This window comes from Vibrio sp. CJQ_6 (genome assembly GCF_043106745.1).
Taxonomy (GTDB): Bacteria; Pseudomonadota; Gammaproteobacteria; order Enterobacterales; family Vibrionaceae; genus Vibrio; species Vibrio furnissii.
This window is the reverse complement of record NZ_JBICMV010000035.1, coordinates 462,212-487,621: the sequence shown is the minus strand read 5'-3', so window position 1 is coordinate 487,621 and position 25,410 is coordinate 462,212. Positions and strand designations below refer to the sequence as shown.

General features: G+C 51.5%; 26 protein-coding genes and 1 other RNA gene. 19 read left to right on the top strand and 8 right to left on the bottom strand.

Annotation, left to right across the window (positions count from 1 at the left end):
* Nucleotides 1-101: 101 nt before the first annotated feature.
* From degS to zapG, 3 genes are all read right to left on the bottom strand, one after another.
* Nucleotides 102-1,163: an outer membrane-stress sensor serine endopeptidase DegS gene (gene degS, locus ACF8PK_RS20185; protein WP_004723888.1), complete on the bottom strand. Its 1,062-nt coding sequence runs from the start codon at nt 1,161-1,163 to the stop codon at nt 102-104.
* A 164-nt stretch (nt 1,164-1,327) separates the two neighbouring features.
* A complete protein-coding gene (locus ACF8PK_RS20180; RefSeq protein WP_154181324.1) occupies nt 1,328-2,695 on the bottom strand; it encodes a DegQ family serine endoprotease in 1,368 nt (455 codons plus the stop codon).
* Between the two features lie 136 nt (nt 2,696-2,831).
* Complete coding sequence (zapG, locus tag ACF8PK_RS20175; protein WP_004723891.1) at nt 2,832-3,281, bottom strand: Z-ring associated protein ZapG; 450 nt, start codon at nt 3,279-3,281, stop codon at nt 2,832-2,834.
* A gap of 152 nt (nt 3,282-3,433) precedes the next feature.
* Here zapG and zapE point away from each other — a divergent pair, with 152 nt between their 5' ends.
* The 3 genes from zapE (at nt 3,434) to rpsI (ending at nt 5,599) form a co-directional block, all read left to right on the top strand.
* Nucleotides 3,434-4,537: a cell division protein ZapE gene (zapE, locus tag ACF8PK_RS20170; protein ID WP_392443279.1), complete on the top strand. Its 1,104-nt coding sequence runs from the start codon at nt 3,434-3,436 to the stop codon at nt 4,535-4,537.
* Between the two features lie 225 nt (nt 4,538-4,762).
* Nucleotides 4,763-5,191, top strand: a complete 429-nt coding sequence (gene rplM, locus ACF8PK_RS20165) for a 50S ribosomal protein L13 (protein WP_014205760.1) — start codon at nt 4,763-4,765, stop codon at nt 5,189-5,191.
* Between the two features lie 15 nt (nt 5,192-5,206).
* A complete protein-coding gene (gene rpsI, locus ACF8PK_RS20160; RefSeq protein ID WP_004723802.1) occupies nt 5,207-5,599 on the top strand; it encodes a 30S ribosomal protein S9 in 393 nt (130 codons plus the stop codon).
* 50 nt (nt 5,600-5,649) lie between these two features.
* Here rpsI and ACF8PK_RS20155 read toward each other — a convergent pair whose 3' ends face one another.
* The gene (locus tag ACF8PK_RS20155) at nt 5,650-5,853 is read right to left on the bottom strand and encodes a hypothetical protein (protein ID WP_038150568.1); all 204 of its coding nucleotides are present in this window, start codon (nt 5,851-5,853) and stop codon (nt 5,650-5,652) included.
* Nucleotides 5,854-5,952: 99 nt separating this feature from the next.
* Here ACF8PK_RS20155 and petA point away from each other — a divergent pair, with 99 nt between their 5' ends.
* The 5 genes from petA to sspB all read left to right on the top strand — a co-directional run bounded on the left by petA (nt 5,953) and on the right by sspB (nt 9,780).
* Nucleotides 5,953-6,546, top strand: a complete 594-nt coding sequence (petA, locus tag ACF8PK_RS20150; protein WP_004723800.1) for a ubiquinol-cytochrome c reductase iron-sulfur subunit — start codon at nt 5,953-5,955, stop codon at nt 6,544-6,546.
* Nucleotides 6,546-7,811 (top strand): cytochrome bc complex cytochrome b subunit, encoded by a 1,266-nt coding sequence (locus ACF8PK_RS20145; RefSeq protein WP_004723797.1) that lies wholly within the window; start codon nt 6,546-6,548, stop codon nt 7,809-7,811. Before petA ends, ACF8PK_RS20145 begins: the two co-directional genes overlap by 1 nt.
* Nucleotides 7,808-8,545: a cytochrome c1 gene (locus ACF8PK_RS20140; protein WP_004723794.1), complete on the top strand. Its 738-nt coding sequence runs from the start codon at nt 7,808-7,810 to the stop codon at nt 8,543-8,545. The genes ACF8PK_RS20145 and ACF8PK_RS20140 overlap by 4 nt, the downstream gene beginning before the upstream one ends.
* A 100-nt stretch (nt 8,546-8,645) precedes the next feature.
* Nucleotides 8,646-9,281: a stringent starvation protein SspA gene (sspA, locus tag ACF8PK_RS20135; RefSeq protein WP_004723793.1), complete on the top strand. Its 636-nt coding sequence runs from the start codon at nt 8,646-8,648 to the stop codon at nt 9,279-9,281.
* Between the two features lie 10 nt (nt 9,282-9,291).
* Complete coding sequence (gene sspB, locus ACF8PK_RS20130; protein ID WP_004723790.1) at nt 9,292-9,780, top strand: ClpXP protease specificity-enhancing factor; 489 nt, start codon at nt 9,292-9,294, stop codon at nt 9,778-9,780.
* Between the two features lie 63 nt (nt 9,781-9,843).
* Here the strand turns inward: sspB and ACF8PK_RS20125 are convergent, their stop codons facing one another.
* From ACF8PK_RS20125 to ACF8PK_RS20110, 4 genes are read right to left on the bottom strand one after another with little or no spacing between them, the layout of a single operon-like run.
* Nucleotides 9,844-10,413, bottom strand: coding sequence for a BON domain-containing protein (locus ACF8PK_RS20125; RefSeq protein WP_004723788.1), 570 nt, complete (start codon nt 10,411-10,413; stop codon nt 9,844-9,846).
* 3 nt (nt 10,414-10,416) lie between these two features.
* Nucleotides 10,417-11,007, bottom strand: a complete 591-nt coding sequence (locus tag ACF8PK_RS20120; protein ID WP_004723786.1) for a phosphoheptose isomerase — start codon at nt 11,005-11,007, stop codon at nt 10,417-10,419.
* Between the two features lie 3 nt (nt 11,008-11,010).
* Nucleotides 11,011-11,379: a YraN family protein gene (locus ACF8PK_RS20115; protein ID WP_158141112.1), complete on the bottom strand. Its 369-nt coding sequence runs from the start codon at nt 11,377-11,379 to the stop codon at nt 11,011-11,013.
* Nucleotides 11,366-13,171, bottom strand: a complete 1,806-nt coding sequence (locus tag ACF8PK_RS20110; protein WP_041942712.1) for a penicillin-binding protein activator — start codon at nt 13,169-13,171, stop codon at nt 11,366-11,368. The genes ACF8PK_RS20115 and ACF8PK_RS20110 overlap by 14 nt, the downstream gene beginning before the upstream one ends.
* 69 nt (nt 13,172-13,240) lie before the next feature.
* Here ACF8PK_RS20110 and rsmI point away from each other — a divergent pair, with 69 nt between their 5' ends.
* The 11 genes from rsmI (at nt 13,241) to murG (ending at nt 25,409) form a co-directional block, all read left to right on the top strand.
* Nucleotides 13,241-14,104, top strand: a complete 864-nt coding sequence (rsmI, locus tag ACF8PK_RS20105) for a 16S rRNA (cytidine(1402)-2'-O)-methyltransferase (protein WP_014205758.1) — start codon at nt 13,241-13,243, stop codon at nt 14,102-14,104.
* Between the two features lie 91 nt (nt 14,105-14,195).
* Nucleotides 14,196-14,589, top strand: an RNA gene (gene rnpB / locus ACF8PK_RS20100) — RNase P RNA component class A.
* Nucleotides 14,590-14,775: 186 nt separating this feature from the next.
* Nucleotides 14,776-15,726, top strand: coding sequence for a 16S rRNA (cytosine(1402)-N(4))-methyltransferase RsmH (gene rsmH, locus ACF8PK_RS20095; RefSeq protein WP_055465890.1), 951 nt, complete (start codon nt 14,776-14,778; stop codon nt 15,724-15,726).
* A gap of 24 nt (nt 15,727-15,750) precedes the next feature.
* On the top strand, nt 15,751-16,068 hold the full coding sequence (gene ftsL, locus ACF8PK_RS20090; RefSeq protein WP_004723777.1) for a cell division protein FtsL: 318 nt from the start codon (nt 15,751-15,753) through the stop codon (nt 16,066-16,068).
* Nucleotides 16,065-17,819: a peptidoglycan glycosyltransferase FtsI gene (locus ACF8PK_RS20085; RefSeq protein ID WP_004723775.1), complete on the top strand. Its 1,755-nt coding sequence runs from the start codon at nt 16,065-16,067 to the stop codon at nt 17,817-17,819. Before ftsL ends, ACF8PK_RS20085 begins: the two co-directional genes overlap by 4 nt.
* 44 nt (nt 17,820-17,863) lie before the next feature.
* The gene (gene murE / locus ACF8PK_RS20080) at nt 17,864-19,351 is read left to right on the top strand and encodes a UDP-N-acetylmuramoyl-L-alanyl-D-glutamate--2,6-diaminopimelate ligase (RefSeq protein ID WP_392443267.1); all 1,488 of its coding nucleotides are present in this window, start codon (nt 17,864-17,866) and stop codon (nt 19,349-19,351) included.
* Nucleotides 19,348-20,709: a UDP-N-acetylmuramoyl-tripeptide--D-alanyl-D-alanine ligase gene (murF, locus tag ACF8PK_RS20075; RefSeq protein WP_392443264.1), complete on the top strand. Its 1,362-nt coding sequence runs from the start codon at nt 19,348-19,350 to the stop codon at nt 20,707-20,709. The genes murE and murF overlap by 4 nt, the downstream gene beginning before the upstream one ends.
* Nucleotides 20,706-21,788: a phospho-N-acetylmuramoyl-pentapeptide-transferase gene (mraY, locus tag ACF8PK_RS20070; RefSeq protein ID WP_014205753.1), complete on the top strand. Its 1,083-nt coding sequence runs from the start codon at nt 20,706-20,708 to the stop codon at nt 21,786-21,788. The genes murF and mraY overlap by 4 nt, the downstream gene beginning before the upstream one ends.
* Nucleotides 21,789-21,812: 24 nt before the next feature.
* A complete protein-coding gene (murD, locus tag ACF8PK_RS20065; protein ID WP_392443261.1) occupies nt 21,813-23,132 on the top strand; it encodes a UDP-N-acetylmuramoyl-L-alanine--D-glutamate ligase in 1,320 nt (439 codons plus the stop codon).
* Nucleotides 23,133-23,149: 17 nt separating this feature from the next.
* Nucleotides 23,150-24,343, top strand: coding sequence for a cell division protein FtsW (gene ftsW / locus ACF8PK_RS20060; protein ID WP_004723763.1), 1,194 nt, complete (start codon nt 23,150-23,152; stop codon nt 24,341-24,343).
* Nucleotides 24,330-25,409, top strand: a complete 1,080-nt coding sequence (gene murG, locus ACF8PK_RS20055; RefSeq protein WP_081454208.1) for an undecaprenyldiphospho-muramoylpentapeptide beta-N-acetylglucosaminyltransferase — start codon at nt 24,330-24,332, stop codon at nt 25,407-25,409. Before ftsW ends, murG begins: the two co-directional genes overlap by 14 nt.
* Nucleotide 25,410: the final 1 nt, after the last annotated feature.

The window sequence follows — 25,410 nt, the reverse complement described above, 5'->3', positions numbered from 1 at the left end:
GGGTTTTCAATTAAGCATGGTGTTTTGAATTAGAACCGTGTCTTCAATTGGGATTGAGAGTCATGCGTGGTTACGGGGCTGTTGGTTGTGAAGCGAACCGACTACTCGCGCGAATCTTCCGCAATGGTCACGGGTAACGTGATCTCTTCGCCTTTACGCAGCAGCGTGAAGTTCACCACGGTTCCAGGGCGCAGATCCGTGACCGTATCCATCACGCTTTGACGGCCGTTGATCTTCTGTCCATCAATTTTCAGGATAATGTCTCGCGCTTGGAAGCCCGCACGTGATGCCGGCCCATTCGGGTCGATACCCAACACCACAATGCCACCAATGTGTTCACTGCCAAGCAGGCGTGAGGTGACTGCGTTGATGTCTTGGCCATCGACGCCAATGTACCCGCGAATCACACGGCCATCGGCGATGATTTTATCCATGATTTTACTGGCCAAAGTGAACGGGATCGCAAAGGAAATTCCATAGGTTTCCATTTCCGTTGCTTGTTGAAATGAGGCGGTATTAATGCCCACCAATTCCCCTTGCGTATTCACCAGTGCCCCGCCGGAGTTCCCTTCGTTGATGGCTGCATCGGTTTGAATAAACGCTTGGCGACCATCGGCACTGATTGATGAGCGGCCGGTTGCGGAAATGATACCAAAAGTAGTGGTTTGACCGAGGTTATATGGGTTCCCGATCGCAAGCACAACATCACCGACTTTGGCTTGATAGTTCGGGTTTTGTGGAATGATGGGCAGGTTTGTCCCTTCCACGCGCAGCACTGCGATGTCGGTACGGCGATCTTTGCCCACCAATTGCGCAGCGGCAACGCGCCCATCTTGTAACGCCACGATGATTTGATCGGCCTGCGCGACCACGTGATAGTTGGTAATGATGTAGCCTTTTTCACTGACGATTACGCCAGAGCCCAACCCCTGCGTCGACAGTTTGGTTTTATCACTTTCTGAATATTTGCGGCTATAGATGTTTACCACCGCAGGTGCTGCGCGGCGGACGGCCTCATTAAATGAGATCTGAAGAGAGGCGAAATTGGCTGGTTGCGCGCTTTTTTCGGGCATCACATGGCTGCGCAACGATGGCACGGCCGCAATCACGACCGCTGCCGTGACCAGCCCAAGTCCGACTGAACGAACCAGAAATTTCAGCATATAGTTTCCAACCACTTACTCAACGAACCGACGAATGAACGTTACGCATCGATAAATTAGGATGATACGAATCTGTAACGAGTTCGAAGAATAGCATTACCTTACCGAATAACAAAAGGGCAGCGTAACAATGCTGCCCTTTTCTCAAGCGACGAGTCTCGTGTTTATCGCACAACCAGATAAATGGTGCGATCACCTCGTTGAATATTCAACGCCAGCACGTTCGGACTTTTCTCCAAAATGGCGCGTAAATCGGCGATGTTTTTCACGCGTTTACGGTTCACGCCAATAATGATGTCGTCTTTTTGCAGTTGATAACCTTCTGCGGGAGAGTCTTTCGCTACGCTGGTAACCTTCACGCCTTGAATCACATCGTTGGCGGTGGTGTTACTCAGTTCAGCCCCGCTCAGACCTTGGTGCAGTTTATCGGCCTTGGTCTTGTTGTTACTTTGCTCGCCCAAAGTCACTTCGTAGTTCTTCTCTTTTCCGTCGCGAATCACACCCAGTGTCACGGTTTTGCCCGCGCCCAATGTGGCCACTTTGGCGCGTAATTCGGCAAAGGTTTCAACTTTCTTACCGTTAACAGAGATGATGATATCGCCAGCTTTGAGCCCGGCTTTATCTGCGGCGCTGTCAGGGAGGACCTGACTGACAAATGCGCCTTTGCTGGATTCATAACCCAATGCGTCCGCCAGCTCAGAAGTAATTTCGCCCCCTTGAACACCAAGCATGCCGCGTTTCACTTCACCGAATTCTAGAATCTGATCGGCGAGGTTTTTCATCATGTTGGATGGGATCGCAAAACCGATACCGACGTTGCCGCCATTGGGGCCCAGAATGGCGGTGTTGATCCCGATGAGTTCGCCGTTGAGATTCACTAAGGCACCACCGGAGTTACCGCTGTTGATGGCCGCATCCGTTTGAATGAAGTTCTCGAAGTTTTCGATATTCAGGCCGCTGCGACCGAGCGCAGAAACGATCCCGGAAGTGACGGTTTGGCCAAGGCCAAATGGGTTACCGATCGCCACGGCAAAATCGCCGACGCGCAGTTGATCCGAATCTGCAATCTTAATTTCCGTGAGGTTTTTCGCCTTTTCTAGTTTGAGCAGGGCGATGTCGGACATTTGGTCGCCGCCAACCAGTTCTGCATCGTATTCACGACCATCATGCAACTGAACTCGGATTTTTTCCGCGCCGTTGATGACGTGATAGTTGGTCACGACGTAGCCTTTTTTAGCATTAATCACAACGCCTGAGCCCAAGCCACGGAACGGACGTTCTTGCAGTTGCTCCGTTGGAAAATCCGGGCCAAAGAAGAACCGGAATTGATCGGGAATACGTTGACGAGAGACTTGAGTACCTTCAACCGCAATGCTGACCACGGCCGGGGTGACCTTTTCCAGCATGGGTGCCAAACTCGGAACTTGCTCTCCACTCACGGAGAGAGGTAGCGCGGCAGAGGCCGGCAAGGGGGTGATGATGGAACTTAAGCTTAGAGACAGAGCGGTTAAGACAAGCAAAGGTTTTTTCATCATAAAACTCCTCATAGATTAACGCCTGGTTACAGATATATTTGTTACAAAATATAAATTTCAACAGACTCAGTGAGAGTTATGACTCAAAAACCTTTGCAAAGTTCAGTGGTCGATGATTCAACCGTGGATTAAATTAACTCGCTTTCGCGTTGACCACTTCGGAAGAGTGAATGATCGCTTTCTCTTCTGTTTTCAGCAGACCCGTTGCACCCAGCGCGTAGTCTTTCGGTGGTTGTTCGAACGATTCGTCTGCGTTGCCTGCGGCTTCATTTTCTTTGTGCTGAGCAATTTTCTTCACAAACGGATTATCTTGCTCTGGCAAATTCGGTAATAGCTCAGACGAGGTTTTGGCCATGTGTTGGTAAAGTTTGGTGTAATCCTTACCGAGCGTATCCAGCATTTCAGCCGCCTGAGCGAAATGATCAGCCAGCTCTTGGCGATGCTGTTCAATTTCAAATTTGGCGCTGTCCAAGTCTTTTTGTAGGGACTTTTGCGTCTTGTACTGCGGGGTGGTCAGGCGAGCAATAACGATCCCTGCAACAATCCCCACTAGCAAGCCCACAATGGCGTAAATCCAAGGCATAACTGCTCCTTATTGTTGTTATTTAACATGTTTTTCACTGGTTGGTTACACATGTTCAAGGGACATGTTACTATGAGACTGTTGGCGGATAAAGCAAAAAGCATGTGCTTTCAACGTCAGTTTTTTGCCCTTCATTTTTGCAGTAGACACTCATGACACCGAAGCAACGATACGAACAAGATTTAAAACGATCGGATTTTCAAAGAGATGACGCTCAGGCGCGAGCCGTCGATGGGTTGGATACGCTGTATCATCAACTGATCGAATTCCTCGACACACCAGTGGTACGACCTTCTCGCTGGCAAAAATTACTCGGGAAAAAGGTGGAGCGTCCTATCCCGCCCAAAGGACTGTATTTTTGGGGCGGCGTGGGGCGTGGCAAAACGTATCTCATGGATACCTTTTATGACGCACTGCCCACGGAACGTAAGATGCGGGTCCATTTTCACCGTTTTATGTATCGCGTGCACGATGAACTCAGATTATTGGGCGAAACCAGTGATCCGCTTGAGGTGGTGGCCGACAAGTTCAGCCGCGAAGCGGTGATCATCTGTTTCGATGAATTTTTTGTGTCTGATATTACCGATGCGATGATTTTGGGCACGTTGTTTCAAGCCTTGTTCCGTCGTGGCGTGGTGTTGGTGGCGACATCAAACATTCCACCGCACGACCTCTATCGCAACGGGTTGCAACGGGCGCGTTTTCTACCGGCTATCGCCTTAATTGAAGCCAACTGCCATATTCTGAATGTCGATAGTGGTGTCGACTACCGATTACGCACGCTTGAGCAAGCGGAAATTTACCATTATCCACTTGATGAGCAGGCGCGGGCGAATTTGAGTCAGTACTACAGTCAGTTGGTGGGGCATGAGAAACCGAACGTCAATGAAATCGAGGTGAATCGTCGCAAGCTCAGTGTGATTGAAGCCAGTGATGGCGTGCTGCACGCGTCATTTGCTCAGTTGTGTCAAACTGCGCGCAGTCAAAATGACTATATCGAAATGTCGCGTTTGTACCACACCGTGCTCTTGGCGGATGTGAAACAAATGGATCGCACCTTAGATGACGCAGCGCGTCGTTTTATAGCATTAGTCGATGAATTTTATGAGCGACACGTGAAACTGATTATTTCCGCAGAAGTAGCACTGGAATCGCTTTATACCCACGGTCAGTTGGAATTTGAGTTTAGACGTTGTCAGTCAAGGCTGATTGAAATGCAGAGCCGCGATTATCTCGCCAAAGAGCATCTGGTGTAACCACAAAATTTTTGTCATCAATCACGGGCGAAAAAATTTGTGAATTTATGCAAAAAGAGGTGATTTTTTCCGCGCTCTTCTCTATAATCCTGCGACCCACCGTTACTGCAGGTCTTTTTTAAGGCCGAGAGTGCCACCCACTCGAAGGGGTGATGACTGGGCTCTTAGACAGTGGGAGCGTATGCTCCTTTAAGTGTAAATTTGATTAAACGGGTTATTATTAGCATGAAAACTTTCGTTGCTAAACCAGAAACTGTAAAACGCGACTGGTACGTTGTAGACGCTGAAGGTAAAACTCTTGGCCGTCTAGCAAGTGAAATTGCATCTCGCCTACGTGGCAAACACAAAGCTGAATACACTCCACACGTTGACACTGGTGATTACATCATCGTTGTAAACGCGGAGAAAGTTGCTGTAACTGGTAACAAAGCTAAAGACAAAATGTACCACCGTCACACTGAATTCCCAGGTGGCCTGAAATCTTTCAGCTTCGAGAAGCTGATTGAGCGTAAGCCTGAGATGGTACTTGAGCTAGCGGTTAAAGGTATGCTTCCAAAAGGCCCTCTAGGCCGTGCTATGTACCGTAAGCTGAAAGTTTACGCAGGCGCTGAGCACAACCATACTGCTCAACAACCTAAAGTACTAGACATCTAATCGGGGATTTCGGAAATGGCAGAGAATCAATACTACGGCACTGGCCGTCGCAAAAGCTCAGCTGCACGTGTTTTTATCAAACCAGGCAGCGGCAACATCGTAATCAACAAGCGTAGCCTTGATGAGTACTTCGGTCGTCCAACTTCTCGCATGGTTGTTAAACAACCTCTAGAGCTAGTTGAGATGGTTGAGAAACTAGACCTATACATCACTGTTAAAGGTGGTGGTATTTCTGGTCAAGCAGGTGCTATCCGTCACGGTATCACTCGCGCTCTTATGGAATACGATGAATCTCTACGTCCTGTTCTACGTGCAGCTGGCTACGTTACTCGTGACGCTCGTCGCGTTGAACGTAAGAAAGTTGGTCTACGTAAAGCACGTCGTCGTCCACAGTTCTCTAAGCGTTAATCTTTTCTTTACGAAAAGAATCTCGCTTTCCAGTGTTACTGGAATGTGGTTCAAAAGCTCGGCATTTGCCGGGCTTTTTGTTTTTCTGCACAAAAGTTTTTGTGCGCTTCTCCAAAAGAAAGTCCTTTCTCACAAGTCGCTTCATCTCCCTTTCTTTCAATAATGTCCCTTTTGTGACCTCGCGTGCGAATTGCTTCACGAATGTTATGAAAAGGTAGCTTTATCTTGTCAAAAAGTAGGGTTTTATTTATCATTTCATATCAAATAAATACAACGAAAACCCGTATTTTGTTAGCCATGCTCTTTAAGCGGAATAACAGGAATCCACAAGGAGCAAATGGGAGAATGTCTGGATGAGCAATGCGCCTTTGAACAACGGTCGCAGACGTTTCTTAACCGCTACAACAGCTGTTGTGGGTGGTTTAGGAGCGGCTGCGGTTGCCGTACCTTTTATCAAATCGTGGAACCCAAGTGCGAAAGCGAAAGCGGCCGGTGCCCCTGTCGAAGTTGACATCAGTAAACTCGAAGAAGGGCAGATGGTTCGTGTGGAGTGGCGAGGTAAACCTGTCTGGGTTGTCCGTCGTGCTCAGTCTGTTGTGGATGCTTTAAAAGAGCACGACAACCAACTTCGCGACCCGAACTCTAGTGAAGAACAACAACCGAACTACGCTCAAAATACCTATCGTTCAATAAAGCCTGAATACTTTATTGCGGTGGGGATTTGTACTCACTTAGGGTGTTCACCAACCTATTTGCCTGACTCCTTTAACGAACAAGTTCAAGGGGTGAAATCAGGCTTCTTCTGTCCATGTCATGGTTCGAAGTTCGACATGGCTGGTCGTGTATTCCAAGGGGTACCCGCACCACTCAACTTGGTGATTCCGAAATACATGTACCTGAGCGATACCAGAATTGTTATCGGCCTTGACGAAACCGGGGAGGCATAATGCAAGCTCTACTTGATTGGGTGGAAAAACGCCTGCCCGCAATGAATGCGTACAAGAAACACCTATCTGAATACCCAATGCCGAAGAACTTTAACTTTTGGTACCTTTTCGGTTCCTTGGCAATGTTGGTCTTGGTGAACCAGATCCTCACCGGGATTTGGCTGACGATGAACTATGTGCCATCTGGTGATGGTGCGTTTGCTTCAGTGGAATACATCATGCGTGATGTCGATTACGGTTGGTTGTTGCGTTATATGCACTCCACGGGCGCATCGGCATTCTTTGTGGTGGTTTATCTGCACATGTTCCGTGGTCTGATTTACGGTTCATATCAGAAGCCGCGTGAGTTGCTGTGGATCTTCGGCATGTTGATCTTCTTGGCGCTGATGGCTGAAGCCTTTATGGGGTACCTACTACCTTGGGGACAGATGTCTTACTGGGGTGCTCAGGTTATCATTTCGCTATTCGGTGCGATTCCGGTGATCGGGGATGATCTGACGCTATGGATTCGAGGTGACTACGTCATTTCAGGTGCTACGCTGAACCGCTTCTTTGCGCTGCACGTGATTGCGTTACCTATCGTGCTGCTGCTGCTGATCGTACTGCACATTCTTGCGCTGCACGAAGTGGGATCGAACAACCCGGATGGGATCGAAACCAAACTGCCAAAAGGTGAGATGGGCGACGATTACCAAAGTCAGTTCAAGTTCCATGAGTACTACACGAAGAAATACGACATCATCGATTCGATTCCTTTCCACCCTTACGGGACTGTGAAGGATCTCGTGGGTGTTGCTGGCTTCTTGTTCTTATTCTGTTATGTACTGTTCTTTAACCCAGAGATGGGAGGCTACTTCCTTGAGCCGCCTAACTTTGAAGCCGCGAACCCACTGAAAACACCTGAGCACATTGCGCCAGTGTGGTACTTCACGCCGTTCTACGCCATTTTGCGTGCAGTTCCGGACAAGTTGGTCGGTGTTATCGCGATGGGAGCGTCGATTGTTGTGCTGTTTTTGCTGCCATGGTTGGATCGCTGTAAAGTCCGTTCGTACCGTTACCGCAGTAAACTGCACCTGGTGAACATCATTCAATTTACCATTTGTTTCATTGCCTTAGGTATTCTGGGGGCGCTTCCAGCCACACCAACATATACCTTACTGGCTCGAATCTTTAGTTTGGGTTACTTCATGTTCTTCGTCTTGCTGTTCTTCTACAGCAAAAACGAAGCAACCAAGCCACTACCAAAGAGGGTGACATTCAAATGAAAAAATGGATTGTAATTTTGTTTGCCATGTTGCCTTCATTGGCGATGGCTGCGGGCGGAAACGTCCATCTGGACAAAGCGGGCAATGACCTGACCGATACTGCGTCGTTGCAACGTGGCGCCCAGCTGTTCATGAACTACTGTTTTGGCTGTCACTCGACGCAATATCAGCGTTATGAGCGTGTCGCGACGGATCTTGGCATTCCCGCGGATCTGATGAAAGAGAACTTGATTTTCGATCCGCAAACCAAGATTGGTCAGTTGATGGAGAATGCCATTCCGGACAAATCTGCGGCGAAATGGTTTGGCGCGCCACCACCGGATCTGACGTTGGTTGCTCGCGTGCGTGGTGTGGACTGGTTATATACATATCTCCGTTCATTCTATGCTGACCCAAGCCGCCCGTTTGGTGTGAACAACATCGTGTTCCCAAGTGTTGGTATGCCTCATGTGCTTGAAGAGCTGCAAGGCACTCCTGATCCCGTGTTTGGAACGCACCTGGTGAATGGCGAAGAAGTGAAAACCGTTGTCTCTACGAAGTCTCGTGGTAATGGCGAGTTGAGTACCGGTGAATACGATCAAGCGGTGCGTGATCTGGTCAACTTCCTCGAGTATTCCGGTGAGCCGGTAAAACTCGAACGTCAAAGCATGGGCTGGTGGGTGATGGCCTTCCTTGTACTGCTTACCATCGTGGTCGTCGCGCTCAAGAAAGAGTATTGGCGTGATGTGCACTAATTGTGCTATCATATCGCGCTAATTCTCGATTTATCGAATCATCAATGGAGGCTTAGCCTCCATTGTTTTTTATATCTGTAAGTGTGTGCTGGAGGGCTCCATGGCTGTAGCTGCCAATAAACGTTCTGTGATGACTCTATTTTCAAGTGCGTCTGATATGTATAGCCATCAGGTTCGTATTGTGCTGGCCGAAAAGGGTGTCAGTGTTGAAGTTGAGCTGGTTGATGAAGATAACCTACCTGCGGATCTCATCGAGCTGAACCCATACAAGACGGTACCAACGCTGGTTGACCGTGAGCTTGCGCTTTATGACTCTAAAATCATCATGGAATACCTTGATGAGCGTTTTCCCCATCCACCATTGATGCCAGTGTATCCTGTTGCCCGTGGTAACAGCCGTCTGATGATCTACCGTATCGAAAGAAACTGGTACTCACTAGCGAACAAAATCATCAACGGTTCTGCCGATGAAGCAGAATCTGCTCGTACGAAACTGCGTAACGATTTGCTGACGTTGGCTCCGGTATTCGCGGAATACGAATACTTCATGAGTGAAGAATTCAGCCTGATCGATTGTTACTTGGCTCCGCTATTGTGGCGTTTGCCTGTTCTGGGTATCGAACTGATCGGCCCGGGTTCTAAAGAACTAAAAATCTACATGAACCGCGTCTTTGAACGTGATTCATTCCTGGCTTCTTTGACTGAAGCTGAGCGTGAGATGCGTCTCGTTCGTTAATGGTTGTTTGATGGATATTGATCACATGACGCCACGCCGACCATTTATGCTACGCGCATTTTATGATTGGCTGTTGGACAATGACCTGACGCCACATTTGGTTGTCGACGCCACAATGCAGGGTGTTCGAGTGCCAATGGAATATGTGCAGGATGGTCAAATCATTCTGAACGTCGCTCCACGTGCGGTTGGCAATCTGGAATTGGGCAATGACGAAGTGACGTTTAACGCGCGCTTTGGTGGTCGCCCACATCTGGTTGTGGTGCCGATGTATGCCGTTCAAGCGATCTACGCGCGTGAAAACGGTGCTGGGACGATGTTTGAGCCTGAAGCGGCTTATATGGATGAACATGAAGTCGGTATTTTCGAAGAGGATGATGAAGAGACCACAGAAAGCGGATTGAGCGAAGTGACGTCCGAACTGCCAACTGTTGAGGATTCTGAACCGGAAGATGCCCCTCGTCCAAAAGGTAAACCAAGTTTACGAGTGGTAAAATAAGCCCGTAAGTTTCAATAAAAAGCAGCGCTTCAGCGCTGCTTTTTTATATGTGGCTTATTGAACTTAGTCCGCGTATTGGAAGGCGCGAATCACTTGTTTGACGCCGGAAATATTACGGGCAACCTCGGTCGCAATGTTGGCGTGTTCACGAGAGACATACCCCAGTAAGTACACTTCTCGATCTTCGGTGATCACCGAAACTTTCACCCCGTTGAGTTCTGATTTGGCGAGCAGTGCAGATTTCACTTTGGTGGTGATCCAACTGTCGTTGCTGACTTCGCCGAGGGAAAGTGGGGCTTTGATATTGACTTGGTTGTGCAGTTCTTTCACGCCCTTGATTTGCTGGACTTGCGCAATAAACTGCTCGAGCAATTCAGCAGTGCGTGACTGACCAATCAAAATTACGGTGCCGCGATACGAATTGGCGGTAATTCGCATTTGGTTTTGATACGGCGCTTTATTACTCAGGCCGGTAATTTCCAGTTGCAAGTTGCTATCGCGCCAGATCTCTTGCGTGGTTCGTGGGTCGGTGGCGATGTTCACGGTGGTCGCAGCGCCTGCGATAAACAGCCCGGCACACCCAGACAAAGTCATCAGCATCGCAACAACGGCAAAAAGGCGTAAAGTCTTCATCAATTACTCTTCATGAGCGGGAAACAGAACCTGATCGATCAAATCGCACAGGCAGTGCAAGGTCACCATGTGAACTTCTTGAATCCGCGCGGTGCGCTGAGACGGAATGCGAATTTCAACATCGTTTTCACCCAGCAGGCCGGCCATTTCGCCGCCATCTTTGCCGGTCAAGGCAATGATGGTCATGTCGCGTGTTACCGCAGCCTCCATCGCTTTGATGATGTTCTTGCTGTTACCACTGGTGGAGATGGCCAGCAGAATGTCACCCGGCTGACCAAAGGCACGCACTTGCTTGGAGAAAATTTCCTGATAGTGATAGTCGTTAGCCACCGCTGTCAATGTGGTGTTATCGGCGGTCAGTGCGAGTGCAGGCAGGCTCGGGCGTTCAGTTTCAAAACGGTTCACTAAACAGGAGGTGAACTGTTGCGCATTCGAGGCCGATCCGCCGTTGCCACAACAGAGAATTTTGCTGCCGTTCAGCAGGCTGGCCACCATGGCTTGGGCCCCGTGCATAATCGCATCTGGCAACGCTTCGGCTGCGGCGATCTGAATTTGAATGCTTTCGGTAAAACTATCTTTAATGCTATCGAGCATCGATTATCCTTCAGTGATTGCGTTTTTTATCCAGTCAATCTGGCGGCCTTCATCATGGATCGCCACCACATCGAAACGAAAATCGGTCGTGTCGGCACTCAGGCCTTGCTTGAGCATCCACCAATTTGCCGCTTTGATCAAGCGTGCTTGCTTCTGTCTGGTGACCATTTCAGCAGCATGGCCGTGACGTTGGTTCTGACGATACTTCACTTCGACAAACACCAAAGTCTGTTTTTCTCGCATGATTAAATCCAGCTCGCCACCGCGAATCTGGAAGTTTTGGGCAATCAGTGACAAGCCATGGCGGCGCAAATAATCCGCCGCTGTGGCTTCGTAGTGTTGTCCAGTTTGGCGGCGATTAAAGAGCCCCATGCTCCGCCCAACTGATTTCACGTTGCACCACACATTGTTCGTCAATGCCCAGCACGCCGGTTTGACCATCAATGGTATACCCTTCGACGACTTTCATCTGTGGCAGTTCGACCATCAGGTTGTACGCATCCATCCCCATCGCTTGCAGGCGGCGTTCCGCGTTGCTGGATTTCGGCCACAGTTTTTCCATCTGTTCCGAAATGGCTGGCGTTGGGTGAATTAACAACGGAATGTCACTGTAAGTCACGCCCGTTAAATCTTCATACTGGCGGCCACCACTGTTGCTGGCGGAGTTAGAAAACAGTTTCGGTGGTTGGGTATCTGGGTTGATGGCGACTTCGATAAACGGCTTGATCAGCGTGAGGTCAGCGCTGTTGGCCACGATGTATACCGCATCGATGTCACGACGGCTGCGTGGCTGGCTTTCCATTTTCAGTCCGGTCAGCGCTTCCATCTGGGCAATATTCTGTTGGCTATCTTGCAAGCCGAAGACGCTGTTGATGTTGCGTTGCAGCTGACGACGATCGCCGTATTGGTTCACAGCGACTTTGTTCTTGCTGAATTTGTGCCACTCTTCATCAAATGCTTCCACCACACGTTCGCCATAGCTGCCTTGCGGAGCCAGAACCAACGGGTAACGGTAGCCTTGCGTAAAGAGATGTTTAGCCGCTTGCGCAACTTCTTGTTCTGGAGAGAGAGCCAAGTAGCAGGTGTCGGAGCCATCAATCACTTGATCGGGAATGTTCAGCGCCAGCGTCGGAATTGATTGACCCCGTGCTTGCTGGAACTGTTGCAGTTTTTCAATGTTGCCTTTAATCAGTGGACCCACCACGAAATCGATGTGCTTCGCTGTCAATGTGGCGTCGACCGATTCCAACGTTTCTGCGTTGGTGTCGATGATGGTTAATGTTGCTTCAGGATCGCGATCGTCATCGTTCATCATCGCCATGATAAAACCGTCACGAATCTTTTGCGCTGGGCTTGAGAACTTGCCAGTCAGTGGCAGCAGCAGGGCCGTATTCTTCGGTTTGACGATTTCCAGAGCAAGGATGTCTTGAATCGCTTTGGGCGTGTAGATTGCCGCGGGATGATCCGGGTTTTCAGCAAGCCATTTTTCCAGCGTGTTTTTGAGCTGAGGCAGGTCGCTCCCCATGGTTTTGACGTACACCGCCAATTGCAGCCAACCGTCTAGAGTCGCCTCGTTACGTTCGGCGGACAGCTTGGTGATCGCATATCCCGAGTAGTGATTGAGGTTGGCCCAGATTTGGTCGGCTAACGCTTCTTGTTGATCGCTGTCGGCCAGATCATACAGGGCGACCAATTCGCGACTGGAATCAAATGAGCGGTCGAGCGCGGTAAAAATATCGGCGCGCATCTGGTGGTATTCCTGCCATTGCAGCGTCGGCAGTTTCCAGTTGGGCTTAAAGTTGAGCAGGCCAAGGGCATCTTGGTATTTTTCTGCATTGACCAACAACTGGGCACGCGCCAGTTGCCATTCCGCCTGCTGACTTTCACTCAGCTTTTGTTTCGCCAAGCGGCGAATCAGCAAGTCCGCTTGCTCGGTATTGTTTTCAGCAATCGCGGCTTTGAGAGCCATGATTAACCAGTCATTTTGCAGGCTGCCTTGACTGCTGTCTGCTTGCATCAGGTACGTCTGTGCAGGCAGGCTCGGTTCACCGGTAATATCCACCAAAAGTGGCGATGTCGGCGTCGAGGTACAGGCGGCTAGGGTAATTGCTAATGCAACGGGAGTGAGTAAGCGTGGTACACTGCGTCTCTGATGGTTTTTCATAGCCATGAGTTCTTTCGTTAATCCGTGTAAAATTGTCTCTATATTAATCGTTGAAGTGATGGTAAACAAATGACAGATAACAAAACCTTGCCTGCCGAAGTCCCAACTTTGTACATTGTTCCGACTCCGATTGGCAACTTAGGGGATATCACCCAACGTGCCCTCGATGTGCTTTCAAGTGTTGATGTTATCGCCGCAGAAGATACACGCCATTCAGGCAAACTGCTGTCGCACTTCAATATTCAAACGAAGACGTTCGCTCTGCATGATCACAATGAACAGCAAAAAGCTCAAGTCTTAGTTGAGAAATTGTTGTCCGGACAGTCGATCGCGTTGGTATCGGATGCCGGTACACCACTCATTAGTGATCCAGGTTATCATTTAGTCACTCAATGTCGTCAAGCGGGTGTTAAAGTTGTGCCACTTCCTGGTGCGTGTGCGGTGATCACAGCATTGAGTGCCTCTGGTTTGCCGTCCGATCGCTTTAGTTTCGAAGGCTTTTTGCCCGCTAAAAGCAAAGGGCGCAAAGACAAGTTTATGGAAATCGCCAAAGTTGAGCGCACATGTATTTTTTATGAATCGCCGCATCGCATTACGGAATCGCTGCAGGATATGCTGGCCATCTTGGGGCCAGAGCGTGAAGTGGTGCTGGCTCGTGAGCTGACCAAAACCTTTGAAACCATTCAGGGCATGCCGCTGGGCGAACTGATTGAGTGGATTGATGCTGACGAAAACCGCAAACGCGGCGAGATGGTCCTGCTGATTCACGGCTACCGTGACAGTGCAGAAGACACGTTGCCGGAAGAGGCGCTGCGCACGCTTGGTATTTTGACCCAAGAACTGCCACTGAAGAAAGCGGCGGCGATGACGGCAGAAATTTACAACCTGAAAAAGAACGCGCTCTACAAATGGGGATTGGAGAATCTCGGCTAACTGATGAACTTCTGACCAGTTGCGTCGAAAATCGGTGTGGAGGACGATTCTTCCTAGACAGTGACCTGCGATGCCGATAGAATTCGCGCCTGGAGTTGACTGGGTAGTCGCTGCCTTATTGACGTCCCTTAACCTTGTGTTAGGGAGACTGATAAGGGGGAGGAAAGTCCGGGCTCCGTAGAGCAGGGTGCCAGGTAACGCCTGGGGGGCGCAAGCCTACGACAAGTGCAGCAGAGAGAAGACCGCCGATGGCCCGCAAGGGATCAGGTAAGGGTGAAAGGGTGCGGTAAGAGCGCACCGTGCGACTGGCAACAGTTCGTAGCAAGGTAAACTCCACCCGGAGCAAGACCAAATAGGCCTCCACATAGCGTTGCTCGCGTTAGGAGGCGGGTAGGTTGCTTGAGCCAGTGAGCGATTGCTGGCCTAGACGAATGGCTACTACCGCGCAAGCGGAACAGAACCCGGCTTACATGTCGGCTCCACCTATTCAGACCCATCATAACTTCGCGGTTATGATGGGTTTTTTGCTTTTTATTGACTTAGACGATAGTAAAACCATTAAACTTAGCGCAATGTCACGTCCCGTAAGTGTTTTTATGGGTAGCAGTCGTGTAGGAAAACGGTACACTACACAATCAAACTGACGGACGTTTGTGCTGAACGAGACCCTTATGACTGAATCTTTCCAACATATTTCTGTGCTACTTCATGAATCGATCGACGGTCTGGCGATTAAGCCGGATGGGATTTACATCGATGGCACCTTTGGTCGTGGCGGACACAGCCGCACTATCTTGTCTCAGCTTGGCCCCAATGGCCGCTTGTACAGCATCGACCGCGATCCGCAGGCGATTGCTGAAGCGCAGAAAATTGATGATCCGCGTTTTACCATCGTTCATGGCCCGTTTTCCGGGATTGCGGAATACGCTGCGCGTTACGAATTGGTTGGCAAAGTCGATGGCGTGTTGTTTGATCTCGGTGTGTCTTCACCGCAGTTGGATGATGCCGAGCGTGGTTTCAGCTTTATGAAAGATGGCCCGTTGGACATGCGCATGGATCCGACCTCGGGCATGCCGGTGTCGGCTTGGTTGGCACAGGCGGATCTGGACGACATCACGTGGGTGATTCGCGAGTTTGGTGAAGACAAACATGCGCGCCGCATTGCCAAAGCCATTGTGGCGTACCGTGAGAATGAAGAAAACGAACCCCTGACGCGCACCAGTCAGCTAGCGAAGCTGATCTCGGATGCGGCGCCAAAGAGCTTTAAAGAGAAAAAACACCCTGCGACGCGCGCATTCCAAGCCTTTCGCATTTACATCAACAGTGAATTAGAAGAGATCGATACCGCGCTCAAAGGGGCTGCGTCGATTTTGGCCCCGCAAGGCCGTTTGTCGGTGATCAGCTTCCATTCGCTGGAAGATCGCATGGTGAAGCGCTTCATGCGTAAAGAGAGCAAAGGGCCAGAAGTGCCTCACGGCATTCCGTTGACGCAAGAACAAATTCGCGCGCTGGGCAGCGCTGATCTGAAAACGGTCGGCAAAGCCATCAAACCGTCTGAGCATGAAGTGGCGATGAACCCACGTTCTCGTAGTTCCGTGCTGCGCATTGCTGAAAAACTCTGAGTGGCCTGAAACTCGATTGCTGTTATGTCTCAAACCAAGCCTAATCTCGCCAAACTGATAGCGTTCGACCTACTCACGGTGGGTCGTATTCCGCTGGTCATGCTGATGTTGATCTTTGCGACCGCGATGGGGGTGGTGTTTACCACCCACCACACGCGCCAATCGATCACGCAAAAGGATCTGGCGTTGCAAGATCGCGATCACCTCGACAACGAGTGGCGTAACTTGATTTTGGAAGAAACGGCGTTGGCGGAACACAGTCGAGTACAAGACTTAGCACGCAAAGATCTCGAAATGAAACGTCCGGATGCTGACAAAGAAGTAGTGATTGAACTCAAATGACGAAGAAGCCAGCGAAAGCCAAAGAGAAAACTCCCGCCAAACCTAAAGCGAGCGTCAAAGCAGCCGGCCCAGACAGTCCGGTGCTGATTCGCTGGCGTTTCTATCTGATCATCCTATTTGTCCTGCTGGCATTTGCGCTGCTGGTTGGGCGCCTTGCCTTTATTCAAATCATTGAACCCGATAACCTCATTCGTGAAGGGGACATGCGTTCCATTCGCGCCAAAACCTTGCAATCGGCTCGCGGCATCATTTCGGATCGCAATGGCGAAGCGCTTGCGGTGAGTGTGCCGGTGGAAGCCGTCTGGGCCGATCCGGCGACGATTTTCAAACAAGGCGGTTTGGTTGAAAAGGATCGTTGGTACGCGCTGGCGGATGTGCTGAATCTGGATCGTCAAGAGATGATGACCAAGCTGGAAGACAACCGCACGCGTCGCTTTATCTATCTGCAACGTCAGGTTAGTCCGGCGATGGCGAAATACATTCGCGAGCTGAAGCTGTCTGGTGTGGGGCTTAAATCAGAATCCCGTCGCTATTATCCGGCGGGAGAAGTCAGCGCGCACTTGATCGGAGTCACCGGCATCGACGGCCATGGCCTGGAAGGCGTTGAGCGCAGTTACGATAAATGGCTGACGGGTGAAGCGGGCAAGAGCATTATTCGTAAAGACCGCTACGGCCGCGTGGTGGAAAATATCTCGCTGGAAGAGCGCGAAGAAGGTAAACCGCTGCAACTGACGATTGATCAGCGCCTGCAAGCGATCGCGTTTCGCGCGGTGAAGCAGGCGATGGCGGATTATCGTGCCACATCCGCATCCGCGGTGATGCTGGATGTGAAAACGGGTGCCGTGCTGGCGATGGTGAATGCGCCATCCTATAACCCAAACAATCGCGCGGATTGGCAAAGTTTCAAAATGCGTAACCGCGTGATTACCGATGCGTTCGAACCGGGGTCGACGGTGAAACCGTTTGTGGTCTTGGCCGCACTGGCCAATGGCACGGCCGATGAGCATACCATCATTGATACCGGCGATGGCGTCATGCGTATTGGTGGCAGCCGCGTGCGAGATACCTCGAGAGTCGGCAAAGCCACGCTCCAAATGATCCTGAAAAAATCGAGTAACGTCGGTGTGGCGCACTTGGCGCTGGGCATGCCGCTTGAAGCGATGCTGGGGATGTACAATTCAGTTGGTCTGGGGGAAGTGTCCGGTCTGAACTTGGTGGGTGAAACGACGGGGATTTTCCCGAACCGTCGCCGCTGGTCGCAGTTTGAAATTGCCACGTTGGCCTTTGGGTACGGTTTGTCGATCACGCCGATTCAATTGGCGCATGCTTACGCGACGTTGGGCAACTTCGGTAAATATCAACCCGTGCATCTGATTGAAAGCAACCAACAGGATCTCTCTCACCAAGTGGTGGATGAGCAATACGCGAAGAAAGTGTTGGATATGCTGGAAACCGTCACCCAACCGGGCGGCACGGCCGTGCAAGCCGCGGTGCCGGGCTATCGCATTGCGGCGAAATCCGGGACGTCTCGTAAGGCGGTCGCGGGCGGTTACAGTGATGAATATTTTGCCTACACCGCCGGTGTGGCGCCGGTGAGCGATCCGCGCATTTCGCTGGTGGTGATGGTCAACGAACCGCAAGGCGACTCTTATTATGGCGGTGCGGTGGCAGGGCCAGTGTTCTCGGAAATCATGAAAGGGGCACTGCAGATCCTGAACATCGCACCGGACGAGAACCGATTTCAAAAATAACAAAGCCCGTTCACGCGGCGGGCAGAACATAGTGTGAGAACTCCATGAACACTAGCAAGGCTTTACAACAACTTATCTCTCCATGGCTGACCATCAGTGCGCCGTCACTGGCAGCGTTGACCGTGACGCATCTGGAACTCGACAGTCGCCACATCCAAGCGGGCGACACCTTTGTCGCGATTATCGGCCACGCCACCGATGGACGTCGATTCATCGATAAAGCCATCACCCAAGGGGCCAATCTTGTGTTGGCGCAAGCGTGTTCACAGCATCCCCATGGCAGTGTCGAAGAGCGCCATGCGGTGCCGGTTGTGTACCTCGAACAGTTGGATAAACACCTTTCAGAGCTGGCTGGGCGCTTGTATGGCGGTCATCACAATCATGTGATTGCGGTGACAGGCACCAACGGCAAAACCACGATTTCTCAACTGATCGCGCAATGGATTGATTTACTGGGCCATCGCGCCGCGGTGATGGGAACCACGGGCAACGGTTTTCTGAGTCATTTGCAGCCTGCGGCCAACACCACGGGCAACGCAGTTGAAGTGCAGTCGACGCTGTTTGAACTCGCGCAGCAAGGTGCGGAATATACGGCCATGGAAGTCTCTTCACACGGCTTGGTGCAAGGGCGAGTGAAATGTGTGCCGTTTGATGCGGGCGTATTTTCTAACCTCAGCCGTGACCATTTGGATTATCACGGCACGATGGATGCCTACGCGGACGCAAAGTTGTCGCTGTTTACCGAGCATGAGACGCGCCAAGCCATCATCAATGTCGACGATGAAGTCGGCGCGCGCTGGGCGCAGCAACTTCAGCATGCTGTGGGCGTATCACTGAAAGCGAAGCCCAATGCTGAACAAGCGTTGTGGGCGGTGAAGGTGAGTTACGCAGAAAGTGGCATCACGATTGATGTCGATGGCAGTTGGGGCGCAGGGCAACTGCGTGCGCCGCTGATCGGCGAATTCAACGCCTCAAACCTGATGCTGGCTCTGGCCACGCTGCTGAGCCTGGGCTTTGAGCTCGATGCTTTATTAGCGGCGGCACCGCAACTTCAACCGGTGTTAGGTCGCATGGAACTGTTTCAGGCCCCCGGCAAAGCCAAAGTGGTGGTCGATTACGCCCATACGCCAGACGCGCTAGAAAAAGCGCTACGCGCCTTGCGTGTGCATTGCCAAGGTCACCTGTGGGCGATTTTTGGGTGCGGTGGGGATCGTGATACGGGGAAACGTCCGATGATGGCTGCGATTGCCGAAGCCTTTGCTGATCGCGTGATCCTGACTGACGACAACCCACGCAGCGAAGATCCGCAGGCGATTGTCAATGACATGCTGGCCGGACTCAAAGCCCCGCAATACGCGAATGTGGAACACAACCGTTTTGACGCGCTGCGTACGGCGCTGTCGCAAGCCGGGGAACAAGACATCATTCTGTTGGCCGGTAAAGGCCACGAAGATTATCAAGTTTTGGCCCACGACACGATTCACTATTCGGATCGCGAATCCGCACAAACCTTATTGGAGCTATCAGCATGATTCGTCTTTCTTTGTCACAGCTCACGACGGTTTTGGATGCTCAATTAGTCGGGGAAGATACGGACATTGCGGCAGTGTCGACTGACACACGCTCGATTGCACAAGATGCGCTGTTTGTGGCTTTAGTCGGTGAGCGTTTTGACGCGCATGAATTTGCCGCGCAAGCGGTGGCTGCGGGCGCCAAAGCGTTGCTGGTTGAACGAGCGCTCGACGTCAACGTGCCTCAGCTGGTGGTGAGTAATACCAAAACGGCGTTGGGCCAACTGGGGAGCTGGGTGCATCAGCAGTGCCACACGCCAACCGTGGCGATCACGGGCAGTTGCGGCAAGACGACCGTAAAAGAGATGGTTGCCAGTATTTTATCGGCCAAAGGCCAGGTCCTGTTCACCGCGGGTAACTTTAACAACGACATCGGTGTGCCGCTGACGTTGCTGCGTTCGACGCCGCAAGATGACTATGCCGTGATTGAACTCGGCGCCAATCACATTGGCGAGATTGCTTACACAGTGGGTTTGGTGAAACCGGATGTGGCTTTGGTCAATAACGTCGCTGCTGCACACTTAGAAGGTTTTGGATCGATTGACGGTGTCAAACGCGCGAAAGGCGAAATTTACCAAGGGCTGAGTGCAGGCAACACCGCGGTAGTGAATTTGGATAGTCAGGGCGGCGCGTTGTGGCAATCGGTGCTGGCTGACAAAAGCGTGAAAACTTTTTCCGTCACAGAGCACAGCGCTGACTTTTACCCACGGGATATCGTGTTGAATGCAGCAGGAGAAGCCAGCTTTGTGTTGGTGACGCCAATCGGTGACGTGGCCGTAAAACTGGGCATCATCGGCAAACACAATGTGGGAAATGCTTTGGCTGCCAGTGCGCTGGCGATCGAGATGGGCGCAACGCTTGCGGATATTCAGCACGGCTTAGCGCATCTGTCGAAAGTGAAAGGCCGCGTGGATGTGACCGAGCTGACCGACCACATTACCTTGATCGATGACAGCTACAATGCCAGCGTTCCTGCGATGAAAGCAGCGGTGGACTTGCTTGGCGGTTTTTCTGCCACCCGTTGGCTAATTTTGGGCAATATGGCCGAGTTGGGCGAGGAAAGCCTTGCACTTCACCAACAAGTCGGTGAACATGCTGCACCATTCCAGTTTGACTATGTTCTGACATATGGCCACGATGCGAAAGTGATCAGCGATGTCTGTCACGGCCGTCATTTTGCGTCCCATCAGGACATGATTATGTTTATCGAGCAGCACCTAGAACAACAACCCGATCACACTCACGTCCTGATCGTCAAAGGCGCCAACAGTGCGGGTATGAGTAAGATTGTCGCTGCTCTTAAGGAGAAATACTCATGATTATTTGGCTTGCGGAGTTACTCCAGCCATATTTTTCGTTTTTCCGTTTGTTCGAATACCTTTCATTTCGAGCGATTGTCAGCATTCTGACGGCGCTGGGCTTGTCATTGTGGATGGGCCCGCGTTTGATCAAGCGTCTGCAATTGCTGCAGATTGGTCAAGTGGTGCGTAACGACGGTCCGGAATCTCATTTCAGTAAACGTGGTACCCCAACGATGGGCGGTATCATGATTCTGGCCTCGATTATCGTCACCGTGTTGTTGTGGACGGATCTGTCGAACCCGTATGTCTGGGCGGTGCTAGCCGTGCTGATGGGGTATGGCGCTGTCGGTTTTGTTGATGATTATCGTAAAGTGGTGCGTAAAAACACCGATGGTTTGATTGCGCGCTGGAAATACTTCTGGCAGTCAGCGATTGCATTGGTGGTGGCATTTGCACTGTACGCGCACGGTCACGACACCGCTGCCACTCAGTTGGTGGTCCCCTTCTTTAAAGATGTGATGCCTCAGTTAGGCTTGTTCTACATCATTCTGACTTATTTTGTGATCGTCGGTACCAGTAACGCCGTGAACCTGACGGATGGTTTGGATGGTTTGGCAATCTTGCCGACCGTGCTCGTGGCTGCGGGGTTTGGTGTGATTGCTTGGGCGACCGGAAACGTCAACTTCGCCAACTATCTGCATATTCCTTATATTCCGTATACCTCTGAATTGGTGGTGGTGTGTACCGCGATTGTCGGGGCAGGGCTTGGTTTTCTATGGTTTAACACCTACCCAGCGCAAGTTTTCATGGGCGATGTCGGCTCATTGGCTCTGGGCGGCGCACTGGGTACGATCGCGGTGCTGGTTCGTCAGGAATTCGTCTTGGTGATCATGGGCGGTGTGTTTGTGATGGAAACGCTGTCGGTGATTTTGCAGGTGGGCTCATACAAACTGCGTGGTCAACGCATCTTCCGTATGGCGCCAATTCACCATCACTATGAATTGAAAGGTTGGCCGGAACCACGCGTGATCGTGCGTTTTTGGATCATCTCGATCGTTTTGGTTTTGATTGGTTTAGCGACGCTGAAAGTGCGTTAATCCGTTGAGTGGAAAAGAGATAAAATGGACCGTTGGCAAGGCATTCAGCATGTAGTGGTCGTGGGGCTCGGTATCACCGGGCTCTCTGTCGTTAATTATCTGCAAAAATATCATCCGTCGGTGAACGTTCGCGTCATCGACACCCGCGAAGCGCCACCGGGGCAAGAGCAACTGCCAGCCGGTGTGGCACTGCATAGTGGCAGTTGGAACGTTGCGTGGTTGTTGGCGGCGGATTTAATTGTAGCCAACCCGGGCATTGCGCTCGCCACGCCAGAAATTCAGCAGGCGTTGGCGGCGAACATTCCAGTGGTTGGTGACATTGAATTGTTCGCTTGGCACGTGGATAAACCCGTGATTGCGATTACCGGTTCGAACGGCAAAAGCACCGTGACGGACCTGACTGGCGTGATGGCCAATGCGGCGGGGATTGCGACTGCTGTGGGCGGGAATATCGGCGTGCCTGCGCTGGATCTGCTGGCGCAGCCAGCGGAACTGTATGTGCTCGAATTGTCGAGCTTCCAATTGGAAACCACTTCATCTTTGGCGGTCACCGCAGCTGCTTTTCTCAATCTGTCGGAAGATCACATGGACCGTTACGACGGCATGGCAGGATACCGCCAGGCTAAGCTGCGCATTTTTGAACATGCACAAACGGCGGTCGTGAACGCTGACGATACTCAAACCTATCCGGATGCCTACTCGGGTCGCACGGTGCGTTTTGGTCTGGAGCAATCTGCCGAATTTACCACGGCGCAACACGACGGTAAGGAAGTGTTGCTCGCCAATGGCGAAGTGGTGCTGCCAACCTCGGATCTGAGTCTGGTTGGTCGTCACAACGTGGCTAACGTGCTGACTGTGCTGGCTTTACTCGATGCGGCGGGTGTGAATTATACAAACGCGTTGCCTGCATTGAAGTCTTACACGGGACTGACACATCGCTGTCAGGTGGTTGCCGATAATCAGGGTATCAAATGGGTCAATGATTCGAAAGCAACCAATGTGGCGAGCACATTGGCGGCGCTGTCTGGCCTGACCTTGAATGGCACCTTGTATCTGCTGGTGGGCGGGGTTGGCAAAGGGGCGGACTTTACGCCGCTAAAACCAGTGCTGGAGACGTTGCCGCTAACGCTGTGCTGTTTTGGCCGCGATGGCGATCAATTCATGCCACTGCATGCTTCTGCACAACGCTTTGACACCATGGAAGCCATCATTGCCTCGATTCGTCCGCAATTGAAAGCGGGGGATATGGTGCTGCTGTCGCCCGCATGTGCCAGCTTCGATCAATTTAAAAACTTTATGGCACGCGGTGACGTGTTCGCTGAGCTGGCTCAGCGCTACGCCTAGAGACAAAAGGAACGACTTTGTTATTGTCCAAACCATTTCATGCACTCAACCGCTGGCTGCGCACTGCGTCGCCTGACGCATTGTTCGATCGTCAGTTGGTCTGGATCGCGCTGGGGTTGATGCTGATTGGTTTGGTGATGGTGACCTCGGCCTCGTTTCCCATCAGCTCGCGTCTCACCGACCAACCGTTTCACTTTATGTTCCGCCATGCGATCTTCTTGATGCTGGCGCTCATCACCTCTGCGGTGGTGCTTCAAGTGCCGCTGCAACGCTGGATGCAATACAGCTCCGTGTTGCTCGCGATCTCCTTTGTATTGCTCATCATCGTGTTGTTAGCGGGTAAATCGGTCAACGGTGCTTCGCGCTGGATTCCCCTCGGTCTGTTTAACCTTCAGCCTGCGGAAGTGGCCAAGTTATCACTGTTTATCTTTATGTCCGGCTATCTGGTGCGCAAACACGATGAAGTGCGACAAACCTTCTTTGGCGGCTTTCTCAAACCGATCATGGTGTTTGGTACGCTGGCGGTCTTGCTGCTTGGCCAGCCAGACTTAGGGACGGTTATCGTGATGCTGGTGACGCTATTTGGCATGCTGTTTATCGCTGGGGCAAAGCTGTCGCAGTTTCTCGCCTTGATGGTGGCCGGTATTCTCGCGGTGGTGGCGTTGATCGCCGCTGAACCCTACCGGATTCGCCGGGTAACCTCGTTTCTCGACCCGTGGGAAGACCCATTTGGCAGCGGTTACCAGCTCACGCAATCGCTGATGGCCTTTGGTCGTGGTGAATGGTTTGGTCAAGGCTTGGGCAATTCCATTCAAAAACTGGAATACCTGCCTGAAGCGCATACAGACTTTGTTTTCGCCGTGATGGCGGAAGAGCTTGGCTTTGTTGGCGTGACACTGGTGTTGATGCTGATTTTTAGCTTGGTGTTCAAAGCCATTCTGATAGGCAAGAAAGCGTTTGAGCACGATCAGCAGTTTGGCGGTTATCTGGCGTTTGGCATCGGGATCTGGTTTGCGTTCCAGACTTTGGTCAACGTGGGCGCTGCCGCAGGGATGGTGCCAACCAAAGGTCTGACATTACCGCTGATCAGTTACGGTGGTTCGAGTTTAATCATTATGTCGGTGGCTGTGTCGATACTGCTGCGCATCGACCATGAATGCCGCATGGCAGACAATCGCAGAACAAAAGAAATAACCAATGAAGAAAACTAAACGATTAATGGTGATGGCTGGGGGAACCGGCGGTCACGTGTTCCCCGGCTTAGCGGTTGCAAAACAGTTGCAGCATCAAGGCTGGGACATTCGCTGGTTGGGAACGGCGGATCGAATGGAAGCGGATCTGGTGCCCAAACATGGCATCGCGATCGATTTTATTCGGGTAAAAGGTCTGCGTGGTCAGGGCATTGCTCGTCTGTTGAAGGCGCCATTTCAAATCGTGAATGCCATTTTACAGGCACGCCGCCACATGAAAGCGTGGCAACCGGATGCAGTATTGGGCATGGGTGGCTATGTCAGTGGCCCGGGCGGGATCGCGGCGTGGACGCTCGGCATTCCGGTGATTTTGCATGAGCAAAATGCGGTGGCCGGTCTGACCAACCAATGGTTGTCTAAAATTGCCACCAAAGTCTTTCAGGCTTTTGACGGCGCGTTTGCGGGCGTCCCTGTGGTAGGAAATCCAGTTCGTGGTGATGTTGTTGCGCTGCCGGAGCCGGATGTTCGAATGGCGGAGCGCACAGGTCCGCTGCGTATTCTGGTGATGGGTGGCAGCCAAGGCGCGCGGATTCTCAATCAAACCGTGCCGGCAACGTTGGCGTTGTTGGGTGACGGTTACCAAGTGCGTCATCAGGCTGGGAAAAATAACCAACAAGACGTTCAACAAGCCTATGCGGAACGGGGTGTGCACACGGCTGAGGTGACTGAATTCATCGATGATGTCGCACAGGCGTATGCTTGGGCGGATCTCTTAGTTTGCCGCTCTGGCGCCTTGACGGTTTCCGAAATTTCAGCCGCTGGCGTGGCCGCGATCTTTGTGCCTTTCATGCATAAAGATCGTCAACAAGCGCTCAATGCCGACCATTTGGTGGCGTGTGGCGCAGCCCTAATGATTGAACAACCTGAGCTGACCGCAGAGACATTGGCCGCTGCAATTAAGCAGTTAGATAGACCTGCTCTGCTGGAGATGGCGCGAAAAGCTCGCCATGCAGCCAAACTGGACGCGGATAAAGTCGTGGCGGATGCCATCGTCTCCGTCACGCAGTCCCGTGTCGACCAAGAATGAG